Annotated in this window: 21 protein-coding genes; 13 read left to right on the forward strand and 8 right to left on the reverse strand. The window is 50.3% G+C overall.

What is annotated here, in order from left to right; genetic code table 11:
* Positions 1-16: 16 nt before the first annotated feature.
* The 4 genes from ACOI06_RS02485 to ACOI06_RS02500 form a co-directional block, all read right to left on the reverse strand.
* Complete coding sequence (locus tag ACOI06_RS02485; RefSeq protein ID WP_420660909.1) at positions 17-559, reverse strand: decarboxylase; 543 nt, start codon at positions 557-559, stop codon at positions 17-19.
* A 19-nt stretch (positions 560-578) separates the two neighbouring features.
* Entirely contained in the window at positions 579-2039 is a 1461-nt protein-coding gene (locus ACOI06_RS02490) for an aldehyde dehydrogenase family protein (protein ID WP_420660910.1), read from the reverse strand.
* 125 nt (positions 2040-2164) lie between these two features.
* Positions 2165-3070 (reverse strand): LysR family transcriptional regulator, encoded by a 906-nt coding sequence (locus ACOI06_RS02495; protein ID WP_420660911.1) that lies wholly within the window; start codon positions 3068-3070, stop codon positions 2165-2167.
* Positions 3071-3149: 79 nt separating this feature from the next.
* The gene (locus tag ACOI06_RS02500) at positions 3150-4490 is read right to left on the reverse strand and encodes an MmgE/PrpD family protein (protein WP_420660912.1); all 1341 of its coding nucleotides are present in this window, start codon (positions 4488-4490) and stop codon (positions 3150-3152) included.
* A 258-nt stretch (positions 4491-4748) separates the two neighbouring features.
* Between ACOI06_RS02500 and ACOI06_RS02505 the strand changes: the two genes are divergently transcribed.
* Positions 4749-5735, forward strand: a complete 987-nt coding sequence (locus tag ACOI06_RS02505; protein ID WP_420660913.1) for a Bug family tripartite tricarboxylate transporter substrate binding protein — start codon at positions 4749-4751, stop codon at positions 5733-5735.
* A gap of 189 nt (positions 5736-5924) precedes the next feature.
* Entirely contained in the window at positions 5925-6977 is a 1053-nt protein-coding gene (locus ACOI06_RS02510; RefSeq protein ID WP_420660914.1) for an isocitrate/isopropylmalate dehydrogenase family protein, read from the forward strand.
* Positions 6978-7019: 42 nt separating this feature from the next.
* Here the strand turns inward: ACOI06_RS02510 and ACOI06_RS02515 are convergent, their stop codons facing one another.
* Entirely contained in the window at positions 7020-8369 is a 1350-nt protein-coding gene (locus ACOI06_RS02515; RefSeq protein ID WP_420660915.1) for an amidase, read from the reverse strand.
* Positions 8366-8557, reverse strand: a complete 192-nt coding sequence (locus tag ACOI06_RS02520; protein ID WP_420660916.1) for a hypothetical protein — start codon at positions 8555-8557, stop codon at positions 8366-8368. The genes ACOI06_RS02515 and ACOI06_RS02520 overlap by 4 nt, the downstream gene beginning before the upstream one ends.
* A 566-nt stretch (positions 8558-9123) precedes the next feature.
* Here ACOI06_RS02520 and ACOI06_RS02525 point away from each other — a divergent pair.
* The 8 genes from ACOI06_RS02525 (at position 9124) to ACOI06_RS02560 (ending at position 16443) form a co-directional block, all read left to right on the forward strand.
* On the forward strand, positions 9124-10386 hold the full coding sequence (locus tag ACOI06_RS02525) for a putative Na+/H+ antiporter (RefSeq protein ID WP_420660917.1): 1263 nt from the start codon (positions 9124-9126) through the stop codon (positions 10384-10386).
* A 42-nt stretch (positions 10387-10428) separates the two neighbouring features.
* Complete coding sequence (locus tag ACOI06_RS02530; protein ID WP_420660918.1) at positions 10429-11652, forward strand: CaiB/BaiF CoA transferase family protein; 1224 nt, start codon at positions 10429-10431, stop codon at positions 11650-11652.
* 180 nt (positions 11653-11832) lie between these two features.
* Entirely contained in the window at positions 11833-12846 is a 1014-nt protein-coding gene (locus ACOI06_RS02535; protein WP_420660919.1) for a methionine ABC transporter ATP-binding protein, read from the forward strand.
* The gene (locus ACOI06_RS02540) at positions 12843-13508 is read left to right on the forward strand and encodes a methionine ABC transporter permease (RefSeq protein ID WP_420660920.1); all 666 of its coding nucleotides are present in this window, start codon (positions 12843-12845) and stop codon (positions 13506-13508) included. Before ACOI06_RS02535 ends, ACOI06_RS02540 begins: the two co-directional genes overlap by 4 nt.
* Before the next feature lie 42 nt (positions 13509-13550).
* Entirely contained in the window at positions 13551-14339 is a 789-nt protein-coding gene (locus ACOI06_RS02545; protein WP_420660921.1) for a MetQ/NlpA family ABC transporter substrate-binding protein, read from the forward strand.
* Between the two features lie 204 nt (positions 14340-14543).
* A complete protein-coding gene (locus ACOI06_RS02550; protein WP_420660922.1) occupies positions 14544-15098 on the forward strand; it encodes a DUF924 family protein in 555 nt (184 codons plus the stop codon).
* 173 nt (positions 15099-15271) lie between these two features.
* Positions 15272-15868, forward strand: coding sequence for a chromate transporter (locus ACOI06_RS02555; RefSeq protein ID WP_420660923.1), 597 nt, complete (start codon positions 15272-15274; stop codon positions 15866-15868).
* Positions 15868-16443, forward strand: coding sequence for a chromate transporter (locus tag ACOI06_RS02560; RefSeq protein WP_420660924.1), 576 nt, complete (start codon positions 15868-15870; stop codon positions 16441-16443). Before ACOI06_RS02555 ends, ACOI06_RS02560 begins: the two co-directional genes overlap by 1 nt.
* Before the next feature lie 28 nt (positions 16444-16471).
* On the opposite strand, the gene ACOI06_RS02565 is transcribed toward ACOI06_RS02560, so the two are convergent.
* Positions 16472-16798, reverse strand: coding sequence for a MerR family transcriptional regulator (locus ACOI06_RS02565; protein ID WP_420660925.1), 327 nt, complete (start codon positions 16796-16798; stop codon positions 16472-16474).
* A 13-nt stretch (positions 16799-16811) separates the two neighbouring features.
* Complete coding sequence (locus ACOI06_RS02570) at positions 16812-17738, reverse strand: DnaJ C-terminal domain-containing protein (protein WP_420660926.1); 927 nt, start codon at positions 17736-17738, stop codon at positions 16812-16814.
* A gap of 140 nt (positions 17739-17878) precedes the next feature.
* Here ACOI06_RS02570 and ACOI06_RS02575 point away from each other — a divergent pair, with 140 nt between their 5' ends.
* The 3 genes from ACOI06_RS02575 to ACOI06_RS02585 all read left to right on the forward strand — a co-directional run bounded on the left by ACOI06_RS02575 (position 17879) and on the right by ACOI06_RS02585 (position 22556).
* Positions 17879-19174, forward strand: coding sequence for a solute carrier family 23 protein (locus ACOI06_RS02575; RefSeq protein WP_420660927.1), 1296 nt, complete (start codon positions 17879-17881; stop codon positions 19172-19174).
* Between the two features lie 108 nt (positions 19175-19282).
* Positions 19283-21106, forward strand: a complete 1824-nt coding sequence (locus ACOI06_RS02580; RefSeq protein WP_420660928.1) for a potassium/proton antiporter — start codon at positions 19283-19285, stop codon at positions 21104-21106.
* Positions 21081-22556, forward strand: a complete 1476-nt coding sequence (locus tag ACOI06_RS02585) for a hypothetical protein (RefSeq protein ID WP_420660929.1) — start codon at positions 21081-21083, stop codon at positions 22554-22556. The genes ACOI06_RS02580 and ACOI06_RS02585 overlap by 26 nt, the downstream gene beginning before the upstream one ends.
* Positions 22557-22577 lie beyond the last annotated feature (21 nt).

Raw genomic sequence — 22577 nt, forward strand, 5'->3', positions numbered from 1 at the left:
ATGATCCATTGGGTTTTCAGCGGCCATACAATTTGGGCGAGATAATCAATGTGGCAGGCGCTTGTGTAGAAAACGCCTGACGGATGGTTCGGCTCGTGATGAATGACACGTCTTCAACGGTTTCAAGTGTATGGTTTTCGATATTCAAACAATCCAGAATCGGACGCAGTGTTCGGCAAACGATGACTTGACCCAGTTGGTGATCCCCTAAAGTGCCGCGTTCAGACACAAGCATCAGGACGGGAATTTGAAATGGAATCGCCAAAGACGCTAAAACATTTGGCAATGTGGCGAATCCGCTGGTTTGCATTAAGGTGATGCCGCGCAGTCCTGCCATCCATCCGCCCGCAATAATTGCAACCGCTTCTTCTTCACGGCTGGCGTTGATGACTGTGAAATAGTCGTCTTGATGGACGAGTCGAATCAGACGTGACAGAACGTTATCGGGCACGTAAGTGATTAAACGGACTTGTTGGTCTTTTAATGTGGCGATGAAATGCTCTTCCCAGCCCCAGTTTGTTTTGTCCGTCTCGTTATCGATATTTGATTGGTTGGACATGAAGTATGCCGCTCCTTGCTTAGTGTTTTGGATTGAACGTAATAAGTCTTTCTTCTGACATTTCGACTGCTGCATAGTCAGGGCCTTCTCGACCAAAGCCGCTCTCTTTCACGCCACCAAATGGCATGACATCGGCGCGGGCACTAGACGCTTCGTTAATGTGGATGCCACCGAATCTGAGTTGTTGTGCCATTTTCAGAGCTTGATCAATATCTTGAGTAAAGACACCCGCTGATAAACCAAAAGGCGTATTGTTTGCGTTGATAATCACCTCATCAATCGTGTCAAAAGCACGAATTGACAGCATGGGTGCAAACGCCTCCTGACACCACACGGCAGTTGTTTCTGGGACATCGGTCAGCACAGTGGGTGTAAAGACGGAGCCTTCTCGTGTGCCACCGCACTGTAGGATTGCACCGTTTTGAACGGCCTCTTTGACCCATTTTTCGCTACGTTCGGCGGCGTCACGACTAATGAGGGGGCCCACGTGCGTACTCGCAAGCTGGGGGTCACCAGCAATTAATGACTGGGCTGCTTGGATGAGTCGTTCCTGTACGGCGGCGACCACATCGCGCTGCACGTAGAGTCTTTGAACTGAAGTGCAAACCTGACCTGCTTTACGAAACCCAGCATTGACGATTTTGGGCAGTGCGTGATCTAGGTCGGCATCTGCACACACAATCGTGCTTGCGATGCTGCCAAGTTCCATCTGTGTTTTTCGTAAACCCGCTGCTGCCTGAATGAGGCGTCCAACGCGTGTGCTACCGGTGAATGTGTAAAAACCAATGGCTGGGTTGTGCAATAGAGTCGCGCCGAGCGAGTCGTCAGATCCATGAACCACCGCTAAAAATTCAGGCGGCATCCCTGCCTCAAGGAGAATTTCTCCCAGGATGTTGGCCGTTAATGGTGTAAACGGTGAGGGCTTGAGAATGACGGCGTTGCCTGCGGCATATGCAGGTGCAACTTTATGTAATACGACATTGAGCGGCGAGTTAAACGGTGTGATTGCGCACACAATGCCGATTGGGAATCGTTGTGTGAAGCCGATGCGACGGTGTGCACCCGGACTTGCTGCAAACGGCACCATCTCACCATGCAAACGCAGTGCGGTCTGTGCAGACAATTGCAATGTCACTTTGGCTCGATCGATTTCATTGTTTGCATCGACTGCGGTGAAACCAGCTTCTGCGATCAGAACCGTGACCAAGCGCTCACGATGGTTCTCCAGTAAAAGCGCCGCTTTGTTTAAGCAGTTCGATCGTGCTTGTGGGTCTGGAATCGAACCTGCGGCTGCTTTTTGCAAAATGGAAATGGCGCGATTGGCTGCATCACCATCGAGTTTGGCAACCTGAGCGATGGGTTGCGATGTGAATTTATCCAGCACTTCAAATTGAGTGTGACCGGAAATCCACTGTCCATTGACCAGTGCGCCGGTCGGCACGTTGGACAAATCAGGTATAGCTCGATGTTGCCTGCTCATTGGGTCTCTCCACGTATAGTCTTGTTAAAAAGATTATCACGCGCAGATGGTCACAGGATTGCCCTGTTGGTATGTTGGCATTGCCGTGTAGGGAACGGTCGAGTGTAATCGGAGTGAAGATTGTGTCAGATCTTCTTGTTGCTGGTTCTAGTTGCAAAAAATTCGAACAGCGCTCGACTGGTATCGCGTTGCGTCTCGGGGTCACGTACGCACAAATAAAACTGACGTTTGGCCCAGCTGTCTTCGAGCGCAATTTTGGTTAATCCAAATTGCTGGAGATAGGTGTTTGCAATGCCTTCGGGCATGATGCCAATCCCCAAACCTTCGCGAATCATTCGACAGCGTGCTTCGTAGTTAGAGACTTGGATTCTGACGTTTAGAGGACCTGTCAGACTGTGCCCCGCTAGTTGCATGAAGGATTCATAAGAATGTCTCGGGAAATACCCCAAAAAATCATATTTTCGGACATCATCGAGACGCACCGATTCACGCGCTTGTAACGGATGTCCATTGGGTACGACTAGCGTCACATTGTCTTGGTAGTAAGGTAAAGAGTAGACACCCGGTGCGGGTCCAGTTGCGTGATAGATTCCGATGTCGAGGTTTTTTTCAACCACTAGACGCGGAATATCACCGCTGTACGCTTCCAATAAATCAATACGAACTTTATGAGATTGCTGAGACTGAAACAGCGCAATGTCTTTGGGTAGAAATAAAATAATGGCAGAACGATTGGCCACTAACTGGATTTTAGATCGACCATCTGAAGCGTAATCTTCGGTGATACTCGTCAATGAATCCATTTGACGCAAAATTGACAGGGCGCGGTGGTACAAATCCAGACCGGCTGCTGTTGGTTCTACGCCGCGGTTATGACGTGTTAGAACTGTGATGCCCAGCGTACGTTCCAACTCAGCAATTCGCTTGCTGACGGCAGACGTGACAAGCCCTTCTCTGGCCGCCGCTTGGGCCAGACTGCGTCCTTCGACGGCTGCGATAAACGTTCTTAACGTTGTTGGATCAATACTCAAAGTCTGAACCCCGATTCCTCGTGTAAGCCTCACACATCATAGAGCAACTCGAGTCTACCGGGGTTAGTAACTGCCGTTATTAAGCGAGTTTTAGATCGCGAATCCGCATGGTATCCAACGCCCAGATCTGTTCGCGCAGTAGATCTGCTTGTTCCAATCCCAATACAGGGCGCACTAATTCATCAAATTTATCGTTCAGTTCCGCATCTGACAAGGGTGCATCAGGATCGCCTTTGCGTGTTGGTGCAAAAAAGGCAACTTCTCGCCCGTCTTTTAATGTCAAAACAAGGTTAGCCGCCCGTTGCTTAGGGAAACGAGCGCTGATTTCAGGATCTGCCTCAAGTGTGGTGTTGGCCATTAATGTACGAATGGTTTTGTCCTGCAAACGGTCAGGTTCGAAAGCGTCCAGACGAACAGAGCCGTATACGAGCGCATGTGCGATCACGTAAGCCAGACTGAATTTGCCTTCATAAGGTGTGGCAGGGTTCGTGATGCCGGCGACATTGATGGCGGTTTGATAGGTGGATACATGGATAGACTGAATATCTTGCGGCTCGATATTGTGTTGAGCGCGCAGATACAGGGCAGCATCAATCGCGGCGAAAGTGTGCCCGCAGCAACCATGATTTTTTTGTGTGATTTGTGTGATGTTGTAGTGCGTGCCCAAACCGTCCGTGGTGTGGGACCAGTCAACGTTTTCTGAGAGTGCCGCGCCCAGACCTGCCTGCCCCTCCAGAATATCGGTCACACCGGTGACACCCGCGGCGGCGGCCTGAGCGGCTCTAACACCAATGGCGGCTGCATGTCCGGCATGAAGCGCTTTGGTCATGGCGTCCGAACGGAACGCTTGTTGTAAGCCTGAAGCAAAGGTCGCGGCAGTTGCAATGGCGTGCGCCATCACTTGAGCGTCTCCCGGGGCCTGAAGCGCTGCAGCCGCGGCCGCAGCACCTAAACAACCAACCGTGCCAGTAGTATGGAAAAAGCGATAGTGCGCAGGCTGAATCGTTGCCGCAATACGGGTCGATATTTCATAGCCGACAACAATAGCATTTAGAAAATCACGGCCACTGGCGTTCAGATCTTCTGCAATGGCGAGTGCTGCGGAAATGGTTGGGCATCCAGGGTGATAGGCGCCATCACGAAAAATGTCATCAAATTCGACCGCGTGCGATGCGCTTCCATTGATCCAGGCCGCGGTGGCGGCAAATGTGGTTGTGTGATTGCCTGGCAAGCTGCAGTGGCCGAGTCCGAGCTCTTGCGCGTAAGCCTTCATTAATTGGTTGCAAGGGGCGACGTGAGTGCCGGGGTAGAGTGCGCTGAACCAGTCAAGGACCGCGCGTTTGGCATGGTGCATCACTTCAGCTGGTTTTTGATCGATCGCTTCGCTAGCGCCGTATTGAGACAGTTTTTCAAGCAACATGGTCGCCCTCAAGAGTGAATTGAACACAATTCCATCATGCTATCAGTCATTTATACCCCTAGTGTTGCTCAAAGGTGTAAGCGGAAATGATTCATTGGCATAGGTCGATTTTGTGGATTGAGTAGGGGATGGCTTTTCCGGTTTGGCAACGCCGCATTGCTTACAGGAACAAAATCTTTACACCCGTTCTTTCATGTTCCTATGATGGAGAGTCAAAATAATTTTTTGACATATAAAAGCGATTTTAAGGGGGCACTGATGAAAACAAATTTTTTGAAACGTTGGGTTGTATCAGTTTGTGTTGGGTTGTCGTTTGGGTGTGCTGTTTCAGTTGCGAATGCAAAAGACGCAGATAATTATCCCGAACGGCCTGTCAAGATTTTGGTTGGCTTCTCAGCAGGCGGTACGACTGACATTATTGCGCGTGCCATGGCGGGGGAACTTGTGAATGTGATGCCGGGCGCTCATTTTGTAGTCGACAATAAGCCAGGCGCAGGTGGCGATATTGGCACGGCTGATGTGGTACGAAGCAATCCAGATGGGTATACCTTGCTGATGGCTTCAGTCGGGCCCTTGGCCATTAATCCGTCGCTTAAAACCCTGAAGCATGATCCTCGGACAGATCTCGCGCCCATTATTTTGGTTGCAGACGTTCCGAACGTGTTAGTGGTTCATCCAGATCGCAATATCAAAACTTTTGAAGAGTTTCTGGCATGGGCTAAAGAGCGTCGAGGTAATTTGCACTACGCATCAACAGGCACGGGCACTTCGTCACACCTGTCGAGCCATATGTTGTCAGACATGATGGATCTGGATGCAACGCACGTTCCTTATAAAGGCGCCGAAGCGTTAAATGACCTGGTCGCAGGTCGCACGGATTTCATGTTTGCGACGATTCCATCTGTCATGGGACAGATTAAGTCTGGCAAGTTGGTGCCGATTGCCGTCTCCAGCGCAAAACGTTCGCGATCTTTGCCAGATATCCCAGCGGTTGCTGAAAAAGGGTTTCCAGACTTTTCTGCAGGTTCTTGGTTTGGTTTGCTCGCACCCGCAGACACACCGCCAGCGGTTGTCAACTTGGTGAATGAGAAAGTGAATCAAGTGCTGCCGACATTGGAAGAGCGACTGATCTCTGCGGGCGCAGACCCAGCAGGTGGCTCACCAGAAGATTTTGGAAAATTCATCTCGGCTGAGCACGACAAGTGGGCCAAAGCCTTGACCTCTGCGGGCATTGAAAAACAGTAGTTTCGTTTTAATTCTGAAAATAGCATCCGACCTCAGTTGTTTGTCCAGTTTATATGGGCGAGTGACTGAGGTCTTTTTTGAACAGGATGGCATGGCAAAGATTGCCAAAAACCTCTTTCCAAATGCCGCGCCGGCTTGGTATTTTGCGTGTTTAAAGAGGATTTATATAAAAGAAAAGGGGGATACAAGATGAAATTAGTCGTTATTCCAGGAGATGGCATCGGTCCGGAAACGGTCTCAGTTGCAGTCTCTGTATTACAAGCAGCTACAAAGAAAATAGATGTACCACTGAGTCTGACGTATGACTTAGCGGGCATGGCCAGTTATGAGAAACATGGAACAACGGTTAGACCTGGCTTGACGGATTTGATTCGTGATGCAGATGGTTTGATTATGGGACCCACCACGACGCATGCGGCAGTGGAGGGTGAACCCAAACAGCCTAGTCCGTCGGGCGTTGTGCGTAAAGAACTGGATTTGTATGCCAATATCCGCCCGGCACGTACCTATGAGGGCATGCCTACGCGCAGTCAACCGTTTGATCTCGTGATTGTTCGAGAAAACACAGAAGGTTTTTACGCGGACCGTAATATGGTCCAAGGCAATGCGGAAATACAGGTCACAGATGATGTGGTTGTCTCGATGCGACGTATTACGCGCAAGTGTTGTTTTCGGATTGCGAAAAAAGCGTTTGAATTGGCGATGACGAGGCGCAAAAAAGTCACAATCGTGCACAAAGCCAATGTGCTGTCACTGGGTGACGGTATGTTTATGGATGCCTGCCACGAAGTTGCAAAATCGTATCCTGAAGTGTCTGTGGATGCGGTGATTGTGGACGCGATGATGGCACTCGCAATCCGAAACCCTGAACGTTTTGATGTGATTGTGACTACCAATATGTTCGGTGACATCTTGTCGGATCTCACAGCAGAACTGGCGGGCAGTTTAGGGATGGCAGCGTCCTTAAATGCGGGCGATGATCATGCCATGGCTCAGGCTGCCCATGGTTCGGCGCCCGATTTGGCGGGCTTGGATGTTGCCAATCCACTTAGCCAAGTGTCGTCGGTCGCGATGTTGATGCGGTGGTACGCGCATAAAACACAACAAGCGCAGTATGAACAGATTGGCAATCTGATGGAAACAGCGGTGACTCAGGTGATTGCGAATGGTCAAGTGACCCGCGACATTGGGGGTAATCTGGGGACCCAGGCGGTTGGTGATGCCTTATTAAATTGTCTTTAAGTGGTTTTTGGGGCTCAAGTGATGAGCCCCAAAAGCTTTCAATCAAAGTGTTGGATGCATGTCCGACCACTGGGTCTGCGCCTCATAGGCAGCCGCAATATTGAGGACACGGTGTTCGTGATCATAAGGTCCCACGATTTGCATAGAAATGGGCAAACCATCTCCTGAAAGCCCGCACATCATGGACATGGCGGGATGCCCGCTGAGGTTAAAGGGCGCGCGTGCATGTTGAAAATAACTCTGAACGATCATGGCTTCATCATCGATCTCGCAGCTCGGATTCATTGAGTTCACAAGGATCAGCGCATCGACTTGCTCAAACACTTGATTGACTTCGTCGCGCAGAGTAAGTCCCATCATGCGGGCTTGCAAGTGAGCCTCGGCAGTGACAAAAGCGCCAACCATAATGCGCTGGCGACTGAGCTTACAGTACTTTTCAGGGTGTGCACGTATGAATTCACTGTGGGTTGCCCAAGCCTCAGGGGTCAGGATGGCGCGGTTAATATCAATAAATTCTCGAAGTGGTGGGAGTTCAACATCGATGATGGTGGCGCCCGCGTTTTGTAGCGTGTCTACAGCAGTTTGGAGTGCTGCGGCCGTGTCCGGGCCTGCTTGCATGTCTTTTTCGTGATAGTGCCGTACAAATCCAATGCGTAAGCCTTGGATGTCAGGGTTAATTTTGGGACCGCGTACGCTGGTCATGATGTTGAGCATACTGGCAAGGTCTTCGACTTTACGTGCGAGTGGTCCGACGTAATCAAGTGTCCATGAGAGCGGAAAAACCCCATTTCTGGAGACTTTGTCGTAACCTGGCTTAAACCCCATGACGCCGCAGGTGCCAGCTGGATTGCGCACCGATCCACCCGTATCGGTGCCTAGTGCCACAGGAAAAAATCCTGCACCCACACCGGCACCCGAACCTGAGGAGGATCCGCCAGGATGGTGACTTGTTTTCCAGGGGTTGCGGGCAGGAGGGAAGGGCAAATCAAACGCAGGACCGCCGATTGCGAACTCATGTGTTGCGATCTTACCCAAAGCGATGGCACCCGCTTGACGTAAGTGACTAACAACGGTTGCATCTTGCGTTGCGATGTTTTCCTTAAAAAGCTCAGAGTGACAGGTGGTCGGTAGTCCTTGAACATCAATAATGTCTTTGACACCGTAGGGAATGCCATGCAAAGGGCCTAAATCTTTGCCTGCATTGAGCTCTTCTGTTGCACGCTGGGCGCTGTGTAGAGCGCCTTGAGCGTCGAGATGAGTGAACACATTGATTTTGGAGTCATATTTTTGAATGCGATCGATCAAGTGCTTCACTACATTGAGTGGCGTGAGCTCGCGCTTTCTGTAAGCCGCAGCAAGTTCAGAGGCTGAAAGCCAGCAAATATCACTCATGATATCGCCCCTGGTGTATAGGTTGTGCCGGGTACCTGTTTTTTGATTTTCAAAGACTTGATTGTTTGGTTGTATTGTTGGGCCTGTTTAAACGCTATCAAAACGTCTTCAGGATATAAGGCAAAAACTTCTTCAAGGCCTGCTTGCTCAATGAGCGCTTTGACTTTGGTGTCTTGGTTTGTATTCATTCTGTGGTTTCCCTGTCGTGTCGCTGTGTTGATTACTTGTTCAAAGTAGACGATCCGTCTGAAATGTTTCTTTCAGTAACTTTCGTTCATAATATGACTCGCAGTCAAGTGGCTTTGTGCCAAGGCTTGCATTATGGATCCGCGATTGGGTTGTTGATATCAACAATAAAGACTTAGTTTCTTTTGGGGCTTTAAACGTTGGTTTTTACGCTTTAAATAGATGCGCTATTTGCTTGCAAGTGTAAAAGGTGTCAATGATAGAAAGTCACCGTGTTTTTTTGACAACACGATCGGAAAAGCGATTGATGAGTTCGTAGAAGTTAAATCTTGATCAAGACAGACAAAATAAAAAAACAAAAAGTTATGCGTTTTTAAACACAGATCGTTAAAAATCACGTAAAGTCTGACAAAACCAAATAAAAACACATCGCAAACAAGAGGTTTGGAATGTGACAGATCTGCTGTGCATTAAGTAGATCGATGAAATAAAGGGGAGCTGTGAGTGTCATGACGATAGTTGTGGTGTCGGCTCTATCGTCAATCAAAATCTGAGGACTCCACAGTTTATGTATAGCCATCCGATTGAACTGATCGCAACAATCCTATTTGTGATTGCCATTGCGCATACTTTTTCTGTACCGTTTTTTGCACGTCTAGCCAATAAAAAAGGAACCCATGCCGGGTTGTGGCATCTGTTATCAGAAGTGGAGGCGGTTTTTGGCGTTTGGGCATTTGTTCTGATTGTCGTATTTGCTCTGACTGCCGGCGCAGGTGAAGCCGTCAGTTATCTGGATTCACGCAATTTCACGGAACCCGCGTTTGTGTTTGTGGTGATGGTGGTTGCGGCGAGTCGTCCGATTATTGACCTAGTGACAATGATTGTGCATGCTATTGCCAGAATTTTGCCCATGGATCGGTCTGTCTCGACCTTTTTTGTCATTATGGCTATCGTGCCATTGGCAGGTTCTTTCATTACGGAACCCGCTGCAATGACACTGGCTGCTTTGCTGTTGCGTGACGGTTACTTTCGTAAGCCCGGACAAGCTGGCTTTAAATATCTGACGATTGGTGTGCTCTTCGTGAATATTTCGATCGGGGGTGTATTGACTGCTTATGCGGCACCTCCAGTCTTGATGGTCGCCAATGCGTTTGGCTGGGATTCTATGCATATGCTGATGAATTTTGGCTGGCGTGCCGCTATCGCTGTATTGATCAACGCCAGTATTCTGACGTTGGTGAGCCGTTCATTCTTGAAGTCAGGTGCGATTGGCAGCTCAGAAACCAAACGTGACCGAGTGCCTTTTTCTGTGATTTTTGTGCACGTATTGGTACTTATTGGCGTGGTGTTGGGTGCGCACTATCCAGCTGTGTTTCTGGGTCTGTTCTTGATGTTCATTGGCTATACCCACGCCTATCCTGAGCATCAGGACCCTCTGATGGTTCGTGAAGGTCTGATGGTTGGTTTCTTCTTGGCAGGGCTGATCGTGTTGGGTGGTCTACAACAGTGGTGGTTACAGGATCTGTTGGGTGGCTTGTCTCCCACGGTGCTGTTCTGGGGCACGCTGGTGTTGTCTGCCTTTACGGATAATGCTGCCATTACTTATTTGGGCTCGCTGGTTGAAGGGGCATCAGATGCGTGGCGCTACATGCTGGTGGCGGGCGCCGTGGTGGGTGGCGGAACGACCGTGATTGCCAACGCACCAAACCCAGCAGGTTTTGCAATCCTTAAGAGTTACTTTCCAGATGGTGCCATTTCTCCGGCTAAACTGGTGGTGTCGGCTGCAGTGCCCACCCTGATTGCGGCCGGTATGTTTTTGTTGCCGGTCTAGCCTATGACTTGAACTCAACCAGCCAACGGGAGGCGTTTTGTGATGAAACCAGAAGTTTTTTTACCGTTGGCTGGTATTCGGGTGATTGAGTTCTCATATTTGGTGATGGGTCCTGTTTGCGGCATGATCTTGGCCGACTTTGGCGCTGAAGTCATTAAGGTCGAATCCGTGAGTGGCGACAATACCCGACGACTGACTGGGGCAGCTGCGGGCTTTTTTGGAAGCTTTAACCGTAACAAAAAAAGCTTTGCTGTCGATATGGACGACAAGCGTGGTCGTGAAGCCGTGCTGCGTTTGTTGGCGGGTGCCGATGTCTTAGTTGAAAACTTCGGTCCCAAGCGCATGAAAAAAATGGGTCTGACGAAAGAACTCTTATCACGGATTAATCCGAGACTGATTACGGCTTCGCATCAGAGCTTTTTGCCCGGACCATACGCCAACAGACACGCTTTGGATGAAGTGGTGCAGATGATGGCGGGATTGGCATATGTCGATAAAGAGAATGGGCATTCGCATTATGCGGGCTCCAACGTCAATGACATCATGAGTGGACTATTTGGAGCGCTTGGTGTTTTAGCCGCTTTGACGCAACGTCAGCGCACAGGTCAGGGTCATGCTGTCCAAACTGGCTTATTTGAGAACAACGTGTTTCTGGTGCTGCAGCACATGATGCAAGCCGCGATTAGTGGTCAGAAAACAGCTGAGCAACCGGATCCAACTACCGTCTGGGCGGTCTACGATGTGTTTGTGAGCAGTGATGGCGAGCAAGTTTTTCTAGGCGCTATCAATGATGAGCAATGGTTTTTATTGTGCCAGACCTTTGATTTTGATGATTTGAGCGCGGATTTACGCTTAAAGAGTAATCAGGCTAGAGTGCGAGCCCGTTCGTGGTTGATTCCGATTTTGCGTGAACGATTTGCAACGTATTCGACACAGGAGCTGGAGCAACGATTCGAGCAGATGGGATTGCCGTTTGCCCGAGTGGGTCGTCCTGAAGATCTTTTTGAAGATACACACCTGAAACAAACGGGTGGCTTAGTGCCCATGATTTTGCCCGAAGATGGCAGCCACATTGGTCGTCCGATTCAGACACAAACGGCCTTGATGCCACTCTCGATGGATGGGCAACGTTTAAGCGTTCGAGACAATCCACCGCATTTAGGACAACATACGATCTCACTTTTAAAAGAGTTGGGCTATTCAGAATCAGAGATTCAGACCTTGATCTCCGATAATGTCATTCGAGCCAGTTCTGTGCATCGTTGATCGGTGCGTCGGTCATCCAGCGTCTGTTTTCTATATAAGTCTACGCTATAAGAAAATCCTTTCTGTCAGCACGGATTGTGCCGGCTTAAATCAGGCGGTGGTACATTGTGACTTTTTAATCGTAGACCTGATTGGGCGTGTGCATGTTGTGTCAGAAACTGTGTTTGTGGGTATTTGGTTGTGATCACATTGGATCGGATTCGTAAGACCTATGGGTCTGTTGGTCAGGAAACTGTGGCGCTGGATGATGTCAGTTTAACGATTGAGCAAGGCGAAATCTTTGGCATGATCGGTCGTTCGGGTGCCGGCAAGAGCACGTTGATTCGTTTACTGAATCTACTGGAGCGCCCGACGGCTGGGCAGGTTGTGCTGGATGGTCAGTGCATTTCTGAGCTCGATGAGTCGTCATTGCGTCGAGTGCGCCACAAAATTGGCATGGTGTTTCAGCACTTCAATTTACTGCAATCGCGCACCGTACTGGACAACGTCTGCTTCCCATTAAAACTCGCTGGTCAGCCACGCGCCAAGCAAGTTGAACGAGCGATGGAAGTTCTGACGCTGGTGGGACTACAAGCCCATGCGAACAAATATCCCAGACAGCTTTCAGGCGGACAGCAGCAACGGGTTGGCATTGCGCGGGCATTGGCTAACGAGCCTCGTTTATTACTGTGTGATGAGGCGACATCGGCCCTTGATCCGGAAACCACGCAATCTATCCTCGAGCTGTTGGTTCAAATTAATCAGAAATTGGGTCTGACGATTGTGCTGATTACCCACAGCATGGATGTGATTCGTCAAATCTGCCATCGTGTGGCTGTCATTGAATATGGTGTGTTGGTTGAGCAAGGCGCTGTTTTAGATGTGTTGTTGCGTCCGGCGCACCCCGTGACCCAGAGTTTGTTGTCACAGAGTTCGACAGAAGAACAGACGTGGCGTCAGCTGATCGAATTACAAGACAGTGGTGTGGCACTGCGTTTGCGTTATCAAGGGCAAACGGCGACGATGCCGTTGATTAGCCAATTAAGCCGAGATCTGGGTGTGGATATCAGTATTTTGCAAGGGGCGGTGGGCATGATGGGGACGACACCCTATGGCCATTTGATTGTCTATGCTACGGGTACTAGTGAACAGTTGACGCAACTTAAGGCCACACTCAAAACGCTAGAGATTGATTTTGAGGAATTGCAACCATGAACTGGATGGCAATGGACTGGCTATTAATTCTGGAAGCTACATTCGACACGTTGCTGATGACAGGGGTTTCACTGTTATTTGCAGTGTTGATAGGTTTACCAGTGGGGGTTGCGCTGTTTATGACTGGGCCGGGTCAGTTTCGGGGATATCCAGCGGTTTATCAGACCTTGTCTCTCATTGTAAACGTTTTACGCTCTGTTCCGTTTTTGATTTTGCTCATTGTCATGATTCCGCTGACGAGAGTTTTAGCGGGAACTTCATTGGGCGTGGCTGGGTCGATTCCACCCTTGGTCGCCAGTGCAGCACCGTTTTTTGCGCGGTTGGTGGAAACTTCTTTGAAGGAACTGAACCCAGGCGTGAGTGAAGCCTGCCGCGCGATGGGTGCAACACCCGTACAGACGGTTTGGCTGGCTTTGCTACCTGAGGCTCGCACAGGTATTTTGGCGGGTGTGGTGGTGACGGCCATCATGTTGGTGGGTTATTCAGCCATGTCCGGTGTGATTGGCGGCGGTGGTTTGGGTGATCTGGCGGTACGGTTTGGTTACCAGCGCTATCAGACTGATGTCATGGTGGTCACGGTTTTGATACTGGTGGTTATGGTGCAGTTGATGCAGCTGATTGGTGATCGGCTGGTGGATATGCTGAACCGGCGAATTAGTTGATGTTTGAAAATAGTTGTTGAATTGATTTTAAAAGGATTGAAGATGTACAAAAAAACATTGTTGTCAGCCTTGTTAGCGAGTGCATTGGGCTTGTCTGCTGGTCTGGCCCATGCGGGTCAATTGAGTGTGGCGGCCACACCCGTGCCGCACGCAGAACTGTTGGAGTTTGTGAAGCCGATCTTAGAAAAAGAAGGTGTGGAACTCGACATTAAAGTGTTCACTGATTACGTCCAGCCCAACCGCCAGGTTGCGGATGGCGTGATTAATGCCAACTACTTTCAGCACAAACCGTATCTGGATAGTTTCAATAAAGAGCATGGGACTGAGTTGGTGTCAGTGGGTTTGATCCACGTCGAGCCGTTTGGTGCGTATTCCAGCAAAGTGAAGTCACTGGAAGATTTGAAAGAAGGTGCACAAGTTGCCCTACCTAATGACCCAACCAACGGTGCACGTGCCTTGTTGTTGCTACAAAATGCAGGTTTGATTCAATTGAAAGACCCAGACAACATTCTGGCCACTGCACGTGACATTGCAGATAACCCTAAAAAACTGAAGTTTCGGGAAATTGAGGCCGCGAACGTGGCACGTGTGATGCCTGATGTGGACCTGGCGTTAATCAATACCAACTACGCCCTTGAAGCCGGTTTAAATCCACTGACCGACGCGCTGGTGCTTGAGGGTGAAGAGTCCCCTTATGCCAACCTCGTAGCCGTGCGTGTGCAGGATGCGGATAACGAAGATGTGGCAAAGCTTGTGAAAGCACTGCAAAGTGATGCAGTGCGTGAGCAGATTAAAACGAAGTATCAAGGCAGTATTGTGCCGTCCTTCTAAAGGCACAGATAGCGATCTGAGGCACGCCTAGGTTTCTCAAAAAAGCCTAGGCGTGTTTGCATTGACAGTGGCGGTTTGCCATGAGATACCGTGAGTCTTGTGCGCTTTGCGGTTATTCTTCAATGGAATATGTCAGGATACGGGGTTTGGGTTTTAGCGCAGACGCCGTTGATTCGGATTTGTTTGCTAATCAAGGAGCCTCGAATGAGCACATCCACCGAAAACTACTCTCCAAAAACCGTCATCGATTTTTGGAAACAAGCGGGACCCGCGAAATGGTTTGCCAAAGACGATGCCTTTGATACGTTGTTTCGAGACACGTTTTTGGATTGGCACATGGCAGCTGCCCGGCGCGAACTGGATCATTGGATGGCAGATGCTCAGGGCTGTCTGGCGTTACTGATTTTGCTCGATCAGTTACCACGTAATGCGTTTCGCGGTACCGCTCATATGTTTGCGACGGATTCGCTGGCGTGCATGATTGCTCGCCACAGTATTGATCGGGGTGACTTAGAACGTATTGAGCCCGAACTGCGGTCATTCCTAATTTTGCCTTTTGAGCATGCTGAAGATTTGGCGTTGCAGAATGAGGCGGTTCGCTTATGTGAAGCTTTGGGATCTGAAACGTTGAAGTGGGCCAAGATTCATCGCGATATCATCGCTGATTTTGGGCGATTCCCACATCGCAATGCTTCTTTGGGACGTGAGACGACTGAAGCCGAGGCGGCCTTTTTGAAGGCAGGTGGTTTTAGCGGCTGAGCAACCGCGCAGAATTGTCAATACGTGCTCAACCCCGTGTGTTTCTTTACAGCACAATGAGTTAAGGCACTTGTTGACGGGTTGTCCAGTGACTTGTCCACAAAAACTGTGTATAAGTTTCGGTTTTTACGGTTGAGAAAGGATGATGGTGTGATGCCATCTGCACAGTGCGCATGAGTGAGAAGGCGAAACAAGAAGAAACTCAGGTTCCTGAGTCGCTTTGGTCATTGTTTGTGGCATTTAATGTGCTGGCTGCCCAAGGGTTTGGGGCGGCAGCGCCGGTTGCTTACCGGGAACTGGTTGAACGGCGTCGCTGGTTGACACCGCAATCTTTTGCGGAAGACTGGGCGGTTGCACAGCTGATGCCAGGGCCCAATGTCGTGAATCTGTCACTCATGCTGGGTGATCGGTATTTTGGTTGGCGCGGTGCGCTTACTGGTATTACGGGTTTGATGCTCTTGCCGATTGTGATTGCGCTCACACTCACGGTTCTTTACGACAAGTTTTCACATTATCCGGTGGTGAACGGGGCATTGCAGGCAATGGGTGCAGTGGCAGCGGGTTTGATCATGGGCACTGCGTTGAAACTCCTCACTTCAATTCAAAAAACTGTGCTATCTGGCGGAGTGACTGTGATCGTGGCATTGGTCACATTCCTAGCGGTGGCGGTCTTTCGTTGGCCATTGTTGTGGGTGTTGCTGACGATGGCAGGGGTGGGGACTTGGTGGGTTCACCGACAGATGAGTAAGCTCGCTAGGAGAGCGTCGTAATGGCTTGGGCATTGAATTGGTCAGACTGGTTTGACTTGATGTGGCTTTTTGTCTCCTTGTCATTACTGACAGTGGGTGCGGGCGCGATGATGACGGCGCCACAGATGTATCAATACTTGGTGGTTCAGAAGGCTTGGTTAAGCGCTTCGGCGTTTTCTGCATCGATTGCCATTGCGCAGGCGACACCTGGGCCTAATGCAACCTTTGTGCCCTTGTTTGGATGGCAGGTTGGGATTGAACAAGGTCCGTGGACCTGGGCCATGATCGCCATGCTAACGGCATTGATTGCGTCACTTTTGCCAAGCTCGATCGTGACGATTTATGGGGCGCGCTGGGTTAGACGCAATCAGAACTGGTCTTGGGTCAAGGCTTTTAAAATTGCACTTGCGCCCGTGTCTGCCGGTTTGCTGGCGACAACGGGTTGGTTCATTTTGCTCCCCAGAGATGGCGAGCCGATCCAATGGCATCTCTGGGGGATGGCCGCAGTGACAACCTTAATGGTCTGGAAAACCCGTTTGCACCTGCTTTGGTTCTTATCGGCAGGTGCAATCGTTGGGGTTGTGATGAACTTGTAGATCCGTCGCGTGTAGTCTGTTGTCCGTTTTAAGTGTCGAGTAACCGTAAACGTGCTCGCAAGGCTTGAATCTCTTCAGACAGATCAGCGACCAGAGCCGCGAGTTGTGGGTCGGCATCGTAATGGACTTCCAGATCTGCCACTTGGCAGGCGCGCCAAATGGTTGCACTCGAGAAGTAATACGTCCCATCCCGATACTGTCCCTCTAGAACCTCTTCTTGCACACGCGCCAGAACCCAGTCTGGGCTCATGCGGCAAAGACGTGAGATTTCTTCCAAGCGCAGCATCTCGCCTTCTAGCACCTGAAGCTGAGTTGTGACGGTTACCTGGTTTTGGCGTTGAGTCGGATTGGTCACGATCGTCGCCTCCTTATGATTTCGGTCTTGGATCAAAACCGGGGTAAGCGCTTGCCAATGCTTCCCAAGCCGCTTTCTGTTCAGGCGTAATCGCCCCCGGAATTGCGATATCGATTTCCAGCATCAGATCGCCTGCCTGACGTCCTGGAATACCTTTGCCTTTCAGACGTAATTTGCGTCGTGCCACCGATCCCGCTGGGACGGTGACGTGTAAAGTGCCCAGAGGGGTGTGCACTGGCACTTGTGCGCCTAATGCCGCTTCCCATGGCGTGACGACTAAGGGCATGTGGACGTTTCGGCCTTCAACGCGGGTGCGATCGCCAGTCTGGATGTCGACTTTGAGATAAAGGTCGCCTGCGGGTGCGCCCATGCCGGGCTCACCTTGACCGGCCAAGCGGATCATTTGATCTTGAGCAACGCCTGCTGGCACTTTAACGTCGAGTGTGCGCAGTTCGGGGATCAGTCGTCCCTGACCATCGGGAACATGGCCCTGAAGCTGGATCTGGCGCGAAGTGCCATGATAAGCCTCGTGCAAACTGATGGTGATCGTGGCGTGGGTGTCTTGCCCTGGCCAGCCCCGTGGGCCGCCTCTTGAACCGCGCTCATTGAACATGTCACGGAACAAATCGCTAAAATCAGCCTGATCGCCGTAATGCCCGCCTTGAGCGGACTGCCAGCCTGGTGGGGGTCGCATGTCATCTGCGCTACGGGCGCCTTGAGCCCAAGCCTGATGACCGACCTGGTCATAGGCTTTGCGTTTGTCTGGATCGGACAGCACATCGTTGGCTTCGTTGAGTTTGGCCATTTTTTCACCGGCATCGTCGTCTTTACTGACGTCTGGGTGATATTTTCGGGCAAGCTTACGATATGCTTTTTTGATGTCGTCCTGGGTCGCACCTTTGGTCAGACCCATGGTGGAATAGTAGTCAGCCTGTGTCATATCAACATTTGAGTGGAATCTTACTCATTAAGATAAGGGCGGCTGTCTGTTATTTCAAGTCCTGACCGGGTGGATTGAAGTATTTATGTCAAAAAATCTTTAAATCAACACAATTCAATTTATTTTTGGGTAGAGATCACATGTTTGCATGGACTGTTAAAAGTGACAAAGCGCTCGAATGGGGCGGTGTGATTGGGCCAGACGAACGTCTGCCTTGGCCTCAGACAACCGTCATGGGGGTTCAACATTTGATCGCCATGTTTGGTTCGACCGTATTGGCGCCGTTGCTGATGGGCTTTGATCCAAACGTTGCCGTGCTGATGAGTGGCGTGGGAACCTTGATTTTCTTTTTGATGACCGCTGGCAAAGTGCCGAGCTATCTCGGATCGAGTTTTGCGTTTATCGGGGTTGTGATTGCTGCGACTGGCTACGGTGGTTCCGGGTTTAACGCCAATATCGGTGTGGCACTTGGTGGCATTGTGGTGTGTGGTGCGATCTATTTCCTAGTGGGGGCAATTGTTCAGATCATTGGTGTGGGCTGGATTGAGCGCATGATGCCGCCCGTGGTGACGGGTTCAGTGGTGGCGGTGATCGGACTAAATCTGGCACAAATTCCAATTAAAAACATGTCGCCCACGCCTTTTGATGCTTGGGCACAGGCGCTGACATTTGTGTGTGTCGGCTTGATAGCCGTATTGACGCGTGGCATGTTGCAGCGTCTTCTGATTCTGATGGGTCTGATTTTGGCCAGTCTGCTGTATGCCATTCTGACCAATGGCATGGGACTGGGCGCGCCGATTGATTTAAGTGGGGTGGCCGCCGCCGCTTGGTTTGGACTGCCACAGTTCAGCGCACCGGAGTTTTCGATGAATGCGACCCTGCTGATAGCACCCGTTGTTGTGATTCTCGTCGCAGAAAACCTAGGGCACTTGAAAGCAGTGACTGCCATGACTGGTAAGAATCTGGATGGATACCTCGGTCGAGCTTTTATGGGCGATGGCGTGGCGACGATGGTCGCAGGATCCGTGGGAGGTACAGGGGTTACGACGTATGCGGAGAATATCGGTGTGATGGCAGCGACCAAGATTTATTCCACCGCGATTTTTGTGACAGCCGGGGTCATGGCCATTGTATTGGGATTTAGCCCTAAATTCGGTGCATTGATTCAGGCCATTCCACTGGCGGTAATGGGTGGTGTGTCGATTGTGGTGTTTGGTTTGATTGCTGTAGCTGGGGCACGAATTTGGGTTGAGAATCAAGTTGATTTCTCAGACAATCGAAATCTGTTGGTGGCAGCAGTTACACTTATTCTCGGAACCGGTGATTTCACACTGAGTTTTGGTGACTTTACGTTGGGTGGCATTGGCACTTCGACGTTTGGCGCCATTTTTCTGTATGCCTTGCTCGGTGGAGCACGGCGTTCGAACACTATTTAATTAGTCGCACAGCGTGACGCTGTTTTTCGTGGCTTGTTGCGACAACTGAAATTTGATCTGGAGACTGTGTATGTTGACTGTCTATAAATCGCTAGCGGGAGCGCCTGGATGATCGATGCGATTTCTTTGTCTGTTGCTATCGGTTCACTACTGATATTGATCTCGATTCTGAGTAGCGTGATCTCGTTTCGGGTCGGTGTGCCGTTATTGCTGGTGTTTTTAATTGTTGGCTTGCTAGCAGGTGAAGACGGTATTGGGGGAATCCAGTTTCGTGATGCCTCTGCTGCTTATTTTATCGGTAGCGTGGCATTGGCCATTATTTTGTATGACAGTGGTTACACGACACAATGGCGCTCGTTTCGACTAGCCGCAGCGCCTGCGGTCACGTTAGCAACGTTTGGGGTGGTGATGACCGCCATGTTGCTGGCAATTCCTGCGCATTATTTGCTGGGATTCACTTGGTTTGAGGCCATGTTGTTGGGTTCCATCGTGGGTTCAACGGATGCGGCGGCCGTGTTTTTTCTGTTGCGTGTTGGCAATATCGGTATTCGAGATCGAGTCCAGGCCACGCTGGAAATTGAGTCGGGTTCGAACGATCCGATGGCTATTTTTCTGGTGATTACGCTTTTAGAAATTCTCTCAAGCGGGACGGCTTCGGTATCGGATATTACGCAGACATTTCTGGCAGCCATTTTTCAGCAGTTGGTGTTGGGCGCTGTGGTTGGTGTGATTGCAGGTTACGGCTTAGCAATGGTCTTGAATCGAGTGTCGTTTGATCCGGGCTTGTTTCCTATTCTGGTGTTGTCGCTGATTTTGTTTTTGTTTGGCGTGTCATCGGCTTTTGGAATCAGTGGGTTCCTCGCGGTTTACATGGCCGGCATCATCATGGGGAACGTGCGGTTTAAGGGATCAGTTTTGATTGGACGTTTCCAAGAAGGGCTGACTTGGCTGGCACAAATTACGATGTTCTTGATGCTGGGGTTGTTGGCCACACCTTCCGAATTTCCAAAGATTGCACTAGGTGCCACACTAGTGGGTTTGTTACTCGTCGTGTTGGTGCGCCCTATCGCTGTTTTTCTGTGTTTGATTCCGTTTGATTTCACACGTGCAGAAAAATCCTTTGTAGCCTGGGTCGGGCTGCGAGGTGCTGTGTCGATTTTATTGGCGATTTTGCCGATTGTGGCCAATCTGGAAAATGGCCAGGCACTGTTTAATAGTGCGTTCATTATTGTGTTGGTCTCCTTGATTGTGCAGGGCTGGACCATCCGACCGATGGCGAGCAAACTCGACTTGATTGTGCCGCCTCCACTGGGGGCCGTCGAGAAAGTTGAGCTCGAGTTGCCAGGCAATGCCAAGCATGAATTGTTGGTGTACCGTGTGGCCAAAGGAAGTCCGGTTGCGCAAGGGGAACGTATCCCGCGTTGGGCGCGACCTGCGTTGGCTGTGCGTGATGGTAAGTCGATTCCGAGTCATGAGCTAGGTCGACCGACTGTGGGTGATTACGTCTACATCTTTACGGCACCACGCCATATTCATTTGCTGGATCGTCTGTTTGCACAACCTGTGGAACTGACGGGTCGAGAAAAACGCTATTTTGGTGATTTTTCGGTGGATCCCGACAAATTTGTCGAGGAGTTGGCGCTGACCTATGGTGCGACCTTACAGCCTGGTGAAGAAATGTTGACGATTGCCGAATACCTCAAGAAACAGCTCGGTGGGACGGTGGTTCGTGGCGATCGAGTCTTGCTGGGACCGGTTGAGCTGGTTGTGCGTGAATCCCAAGATGACTTGGAAGCAACCAGTGTGGGTTTGGCGCTAGAACCTCGTATTGTGACGGGGTTGCGATTGCCGAAACTTCGGGATTACTGGGATTTAAAACGAGTGATACGGCAATGGTGGCATGATCGTGGCAAACACGATCATCACCAGTGAATGGATTTTGAGAGGCAAAGTAGTGATGACACAACGTGATACGTCGCTGACAACGGATCAGAAAGCGCTGCGAATTAACTTGGATCGGTATAAGTACGGTTCGATCGTGGAGATTGGCGCTGGTCAAGAAGTTGCTCGACGGTTTTTTCAGGTGGGTGCTGCTGCCGGCACGATTGCTAAAACCATGTCTGCCTATGACATGTCGGTGAGTGATGACATTTACGGCCATGTGGATCGCTATGTCAGTCGTGCCAGATTGCTACAAATGCTGGACAAAGAATACACGCAGGTGGTGGAGCGTTTAACCGATGTGCGCCCACGCAATACGACTTTCTTTGCCTATGCGGCGACCGTAACGGCGCGCAGCTTTAAGCAAAAAAACGAATGTCATGGCTGGATTGGTGTGCGCCTACAGTTGCACCCTGGCGCGCAGCCGAGCGACATTATTTTGCATGTGCGGATGTTGGATCAAGACAATGCGCAACAGTCTGAGGCGTTGGGCATTTTAGGGGTCAATCTGATCTACGGTGCTTTCTTTAATTACGCTAGGCCCGAATGGATTGTGGAAGGTCTGTCTGATGAGCTCGGATCAGACCGCATTGAGGTGGATTTGATTCATTTCAGCGGTCCGTATTTTGATGAAGTTGAAAATCGACTGATGAACCTGCATCTGATTCGCAGTTGGTTAACACGCGCCATTGTGTTTAACCCTGAGGGTGAGGTTGTGGTGCCCGGTGAGCTGTTGTATCGTAAACCCGTTTTAGTGATGCGAGGCAGCTTTAATCCGGTCACGCTAGTCAACACCGACATGATGCAAGCAGGTTTATCGCAGTATAGTCAGGTGTCGGCAGTGGACGAGAATGAGGTGGTTGCGTTGGCAGAAATCACCATGAACTCTCTGGTCACGGGCGACAACGTCGATGATGCGGATTTTCTGGCGCGGATGGATTTGCTTGCTTCACAAGGCTACACCGTCATGATTTCGGACTATGTGCGGTTTTTCCGTTTAAGGGCTTATTTGCGTCGTTACACCACCAAACCCATCGGCATTGTGCTGTCAGTCCGTGACTTCGATTATGTGTTTGATGAAAAGCTTTATGACGGCATGGAAGGTGGCATTTTGGAAGCTTTCGGTAAGCTATTCCCCGATAATACCCATGTGTATGTGTACCCTGCTCGACCCAAGGGACAAAATGGATTCGATGACGAGGATTTGGTGACATTGTCCAATGTGCGTGTGCCCAGTAATTTACAGTTGTTGCTTGCTCACTTGGTCGCTAATCAAAAGCTGGTAGCGATTGAGCCGTTGGATGAGAGTCATCTGCATATTGACAGTTCAGAAGTGCTTGAGCAGATTCAACGTGGGCGTGGTGAATGGGAAAGGGATGTGCCTGCCGGTGTGGCGGAGCTCATCATCAATCGCCGATTGTTGGGTTTTGACACACGTTAATCGCTTGATGTCCTTGCTGTC

The sequence above is a fragment of the Orrella sp. 11846 genome (assembly GCF_048820935.1).
Classification (GTDB): Bacteria; Pseudomonadota; Gammaproteobacteria; order Burkholderiales; family Burkholderiaceae_B; genus Algicoccus.

Bases quoted from the DNA above. Each gene is read 5' to 3' on its own strand.
- ACOI06_RS02485 (WP_420660909.1), bottom strand. From the start codon at position 559: ATGTCCAACCAATCAAATATCGATAACGAGACGGACAAAACAAACTGG.
- ACOI06_RS02490 (WP_420660910.1), bottom strand. From the start codon at position 2,039: ATGAGCAGGCAACATCGAGCTATACCTGATTTGTCCAACGTGCCGACC.
- ACOI06_RS02500 (WP_420660912.1), bottom strand. From the start codon at position 4,490: ATGTTGCTTGAAAAACTGTCTCAATACGGCGCTAGCGAAGCGATCGAT.
- ACOI06_RS02505 (WP_420660913.1), top strand. From the start codon at position 4,749: ATGAAAACAAATTTTTTGAAACGTTGGGTTGTATCAGTTTGTGTTGGG.
- ACOI06_RS02510 (WP_420660914.1), top strand. From the start codon at position 5,925: ATGAAATTAGTCGTTATTCCAGGAGATGGCATCGGTCCGGAAACGGTC.
- ACOI06_RS02515 (WP_420660915.1), bottom strand. From the start codon at position 8,369: ATGAGTGATATTTGCTGGCTTTCAGCCTCTGAACTTGCTGCGGCTTAC.
- ACOI06_RS02520 (WP_420660916.1), bottom strand. From the start codon at position 8,557: ATGAATACAAACCAAGACACCAAAGTCAAAGCGCTCATTGAGCAAGCA.
- ACOI06_RS02525 (WP_420660917.1), top strand. From the start codon at position 9,124: ATGTATAGCCATCCGATTGAACTGATCGCAACAATCCTATTTGTGATT.
- ACOI06_RS02530 (WP_420660918.1), top strand. From the start codon at position 10,429: ATGAAACCAGAAGTTTTTTTACCGTTGGCTGGTATTCGGGTGATTGAG.
- ACOI06_RS02540 (WP_420660920.1), top strand. From the start codon at position 12,843: ATGAACTGGATGGCAATGGACTGGCTATTAATTCTGGAAGCTACATTC.
- ACOI06_RS02545 (WP_420660921.1), top strand. From the start codon at position 13,551: ATGTACAAAAAAACATTGTTGTCAGCCTTGTTAGCGAGTGCATTGGGC.
- ACOI06_RS02550 (WP_420660922.1), top strand. From the start codon at position 14,544: ATGAGCACATCCACCGAAAACTACTCTCCAAAAACCGTCATCGATTTT.
- ACOI06_RS02555 (WP_420660923.1), top strand. From the start codon at position 15,272: ATGAGTGAGAAGGCGAAACAAGAAGAAACTCAGGTTCCTGAGTCGCTT.
- ACOI06_RS02560 (WP_420660924.1), top strand. From the start codon at position 15,868: ATGGCTTGGGCATTGAATTGGTCAGACTGGTTTGACTTGATGTGGCTT.
- ACOI06_RS02570 (WP_420660926.1), bottom strand. From the start codon at position 17,738: ATGACACAGGCTGACTACTATTCCACCATGGGTCTGACCAAAGGTGCG.
- ACOI06_RS02575 (WP_420660927.1), top strand. From the start codon at position 17,879: ATGTTTGCATGGACTGTTAAAAGTGACAAAGCGCTCGAATGGGGCGGT.
- ACOI06_RS02580 (WP_420660928.1), top strand. From the start codon at position 19,283: ATGATCGATGCGATTTCTTTGTCTGTTGCTATCGGTTCACTACTGATA.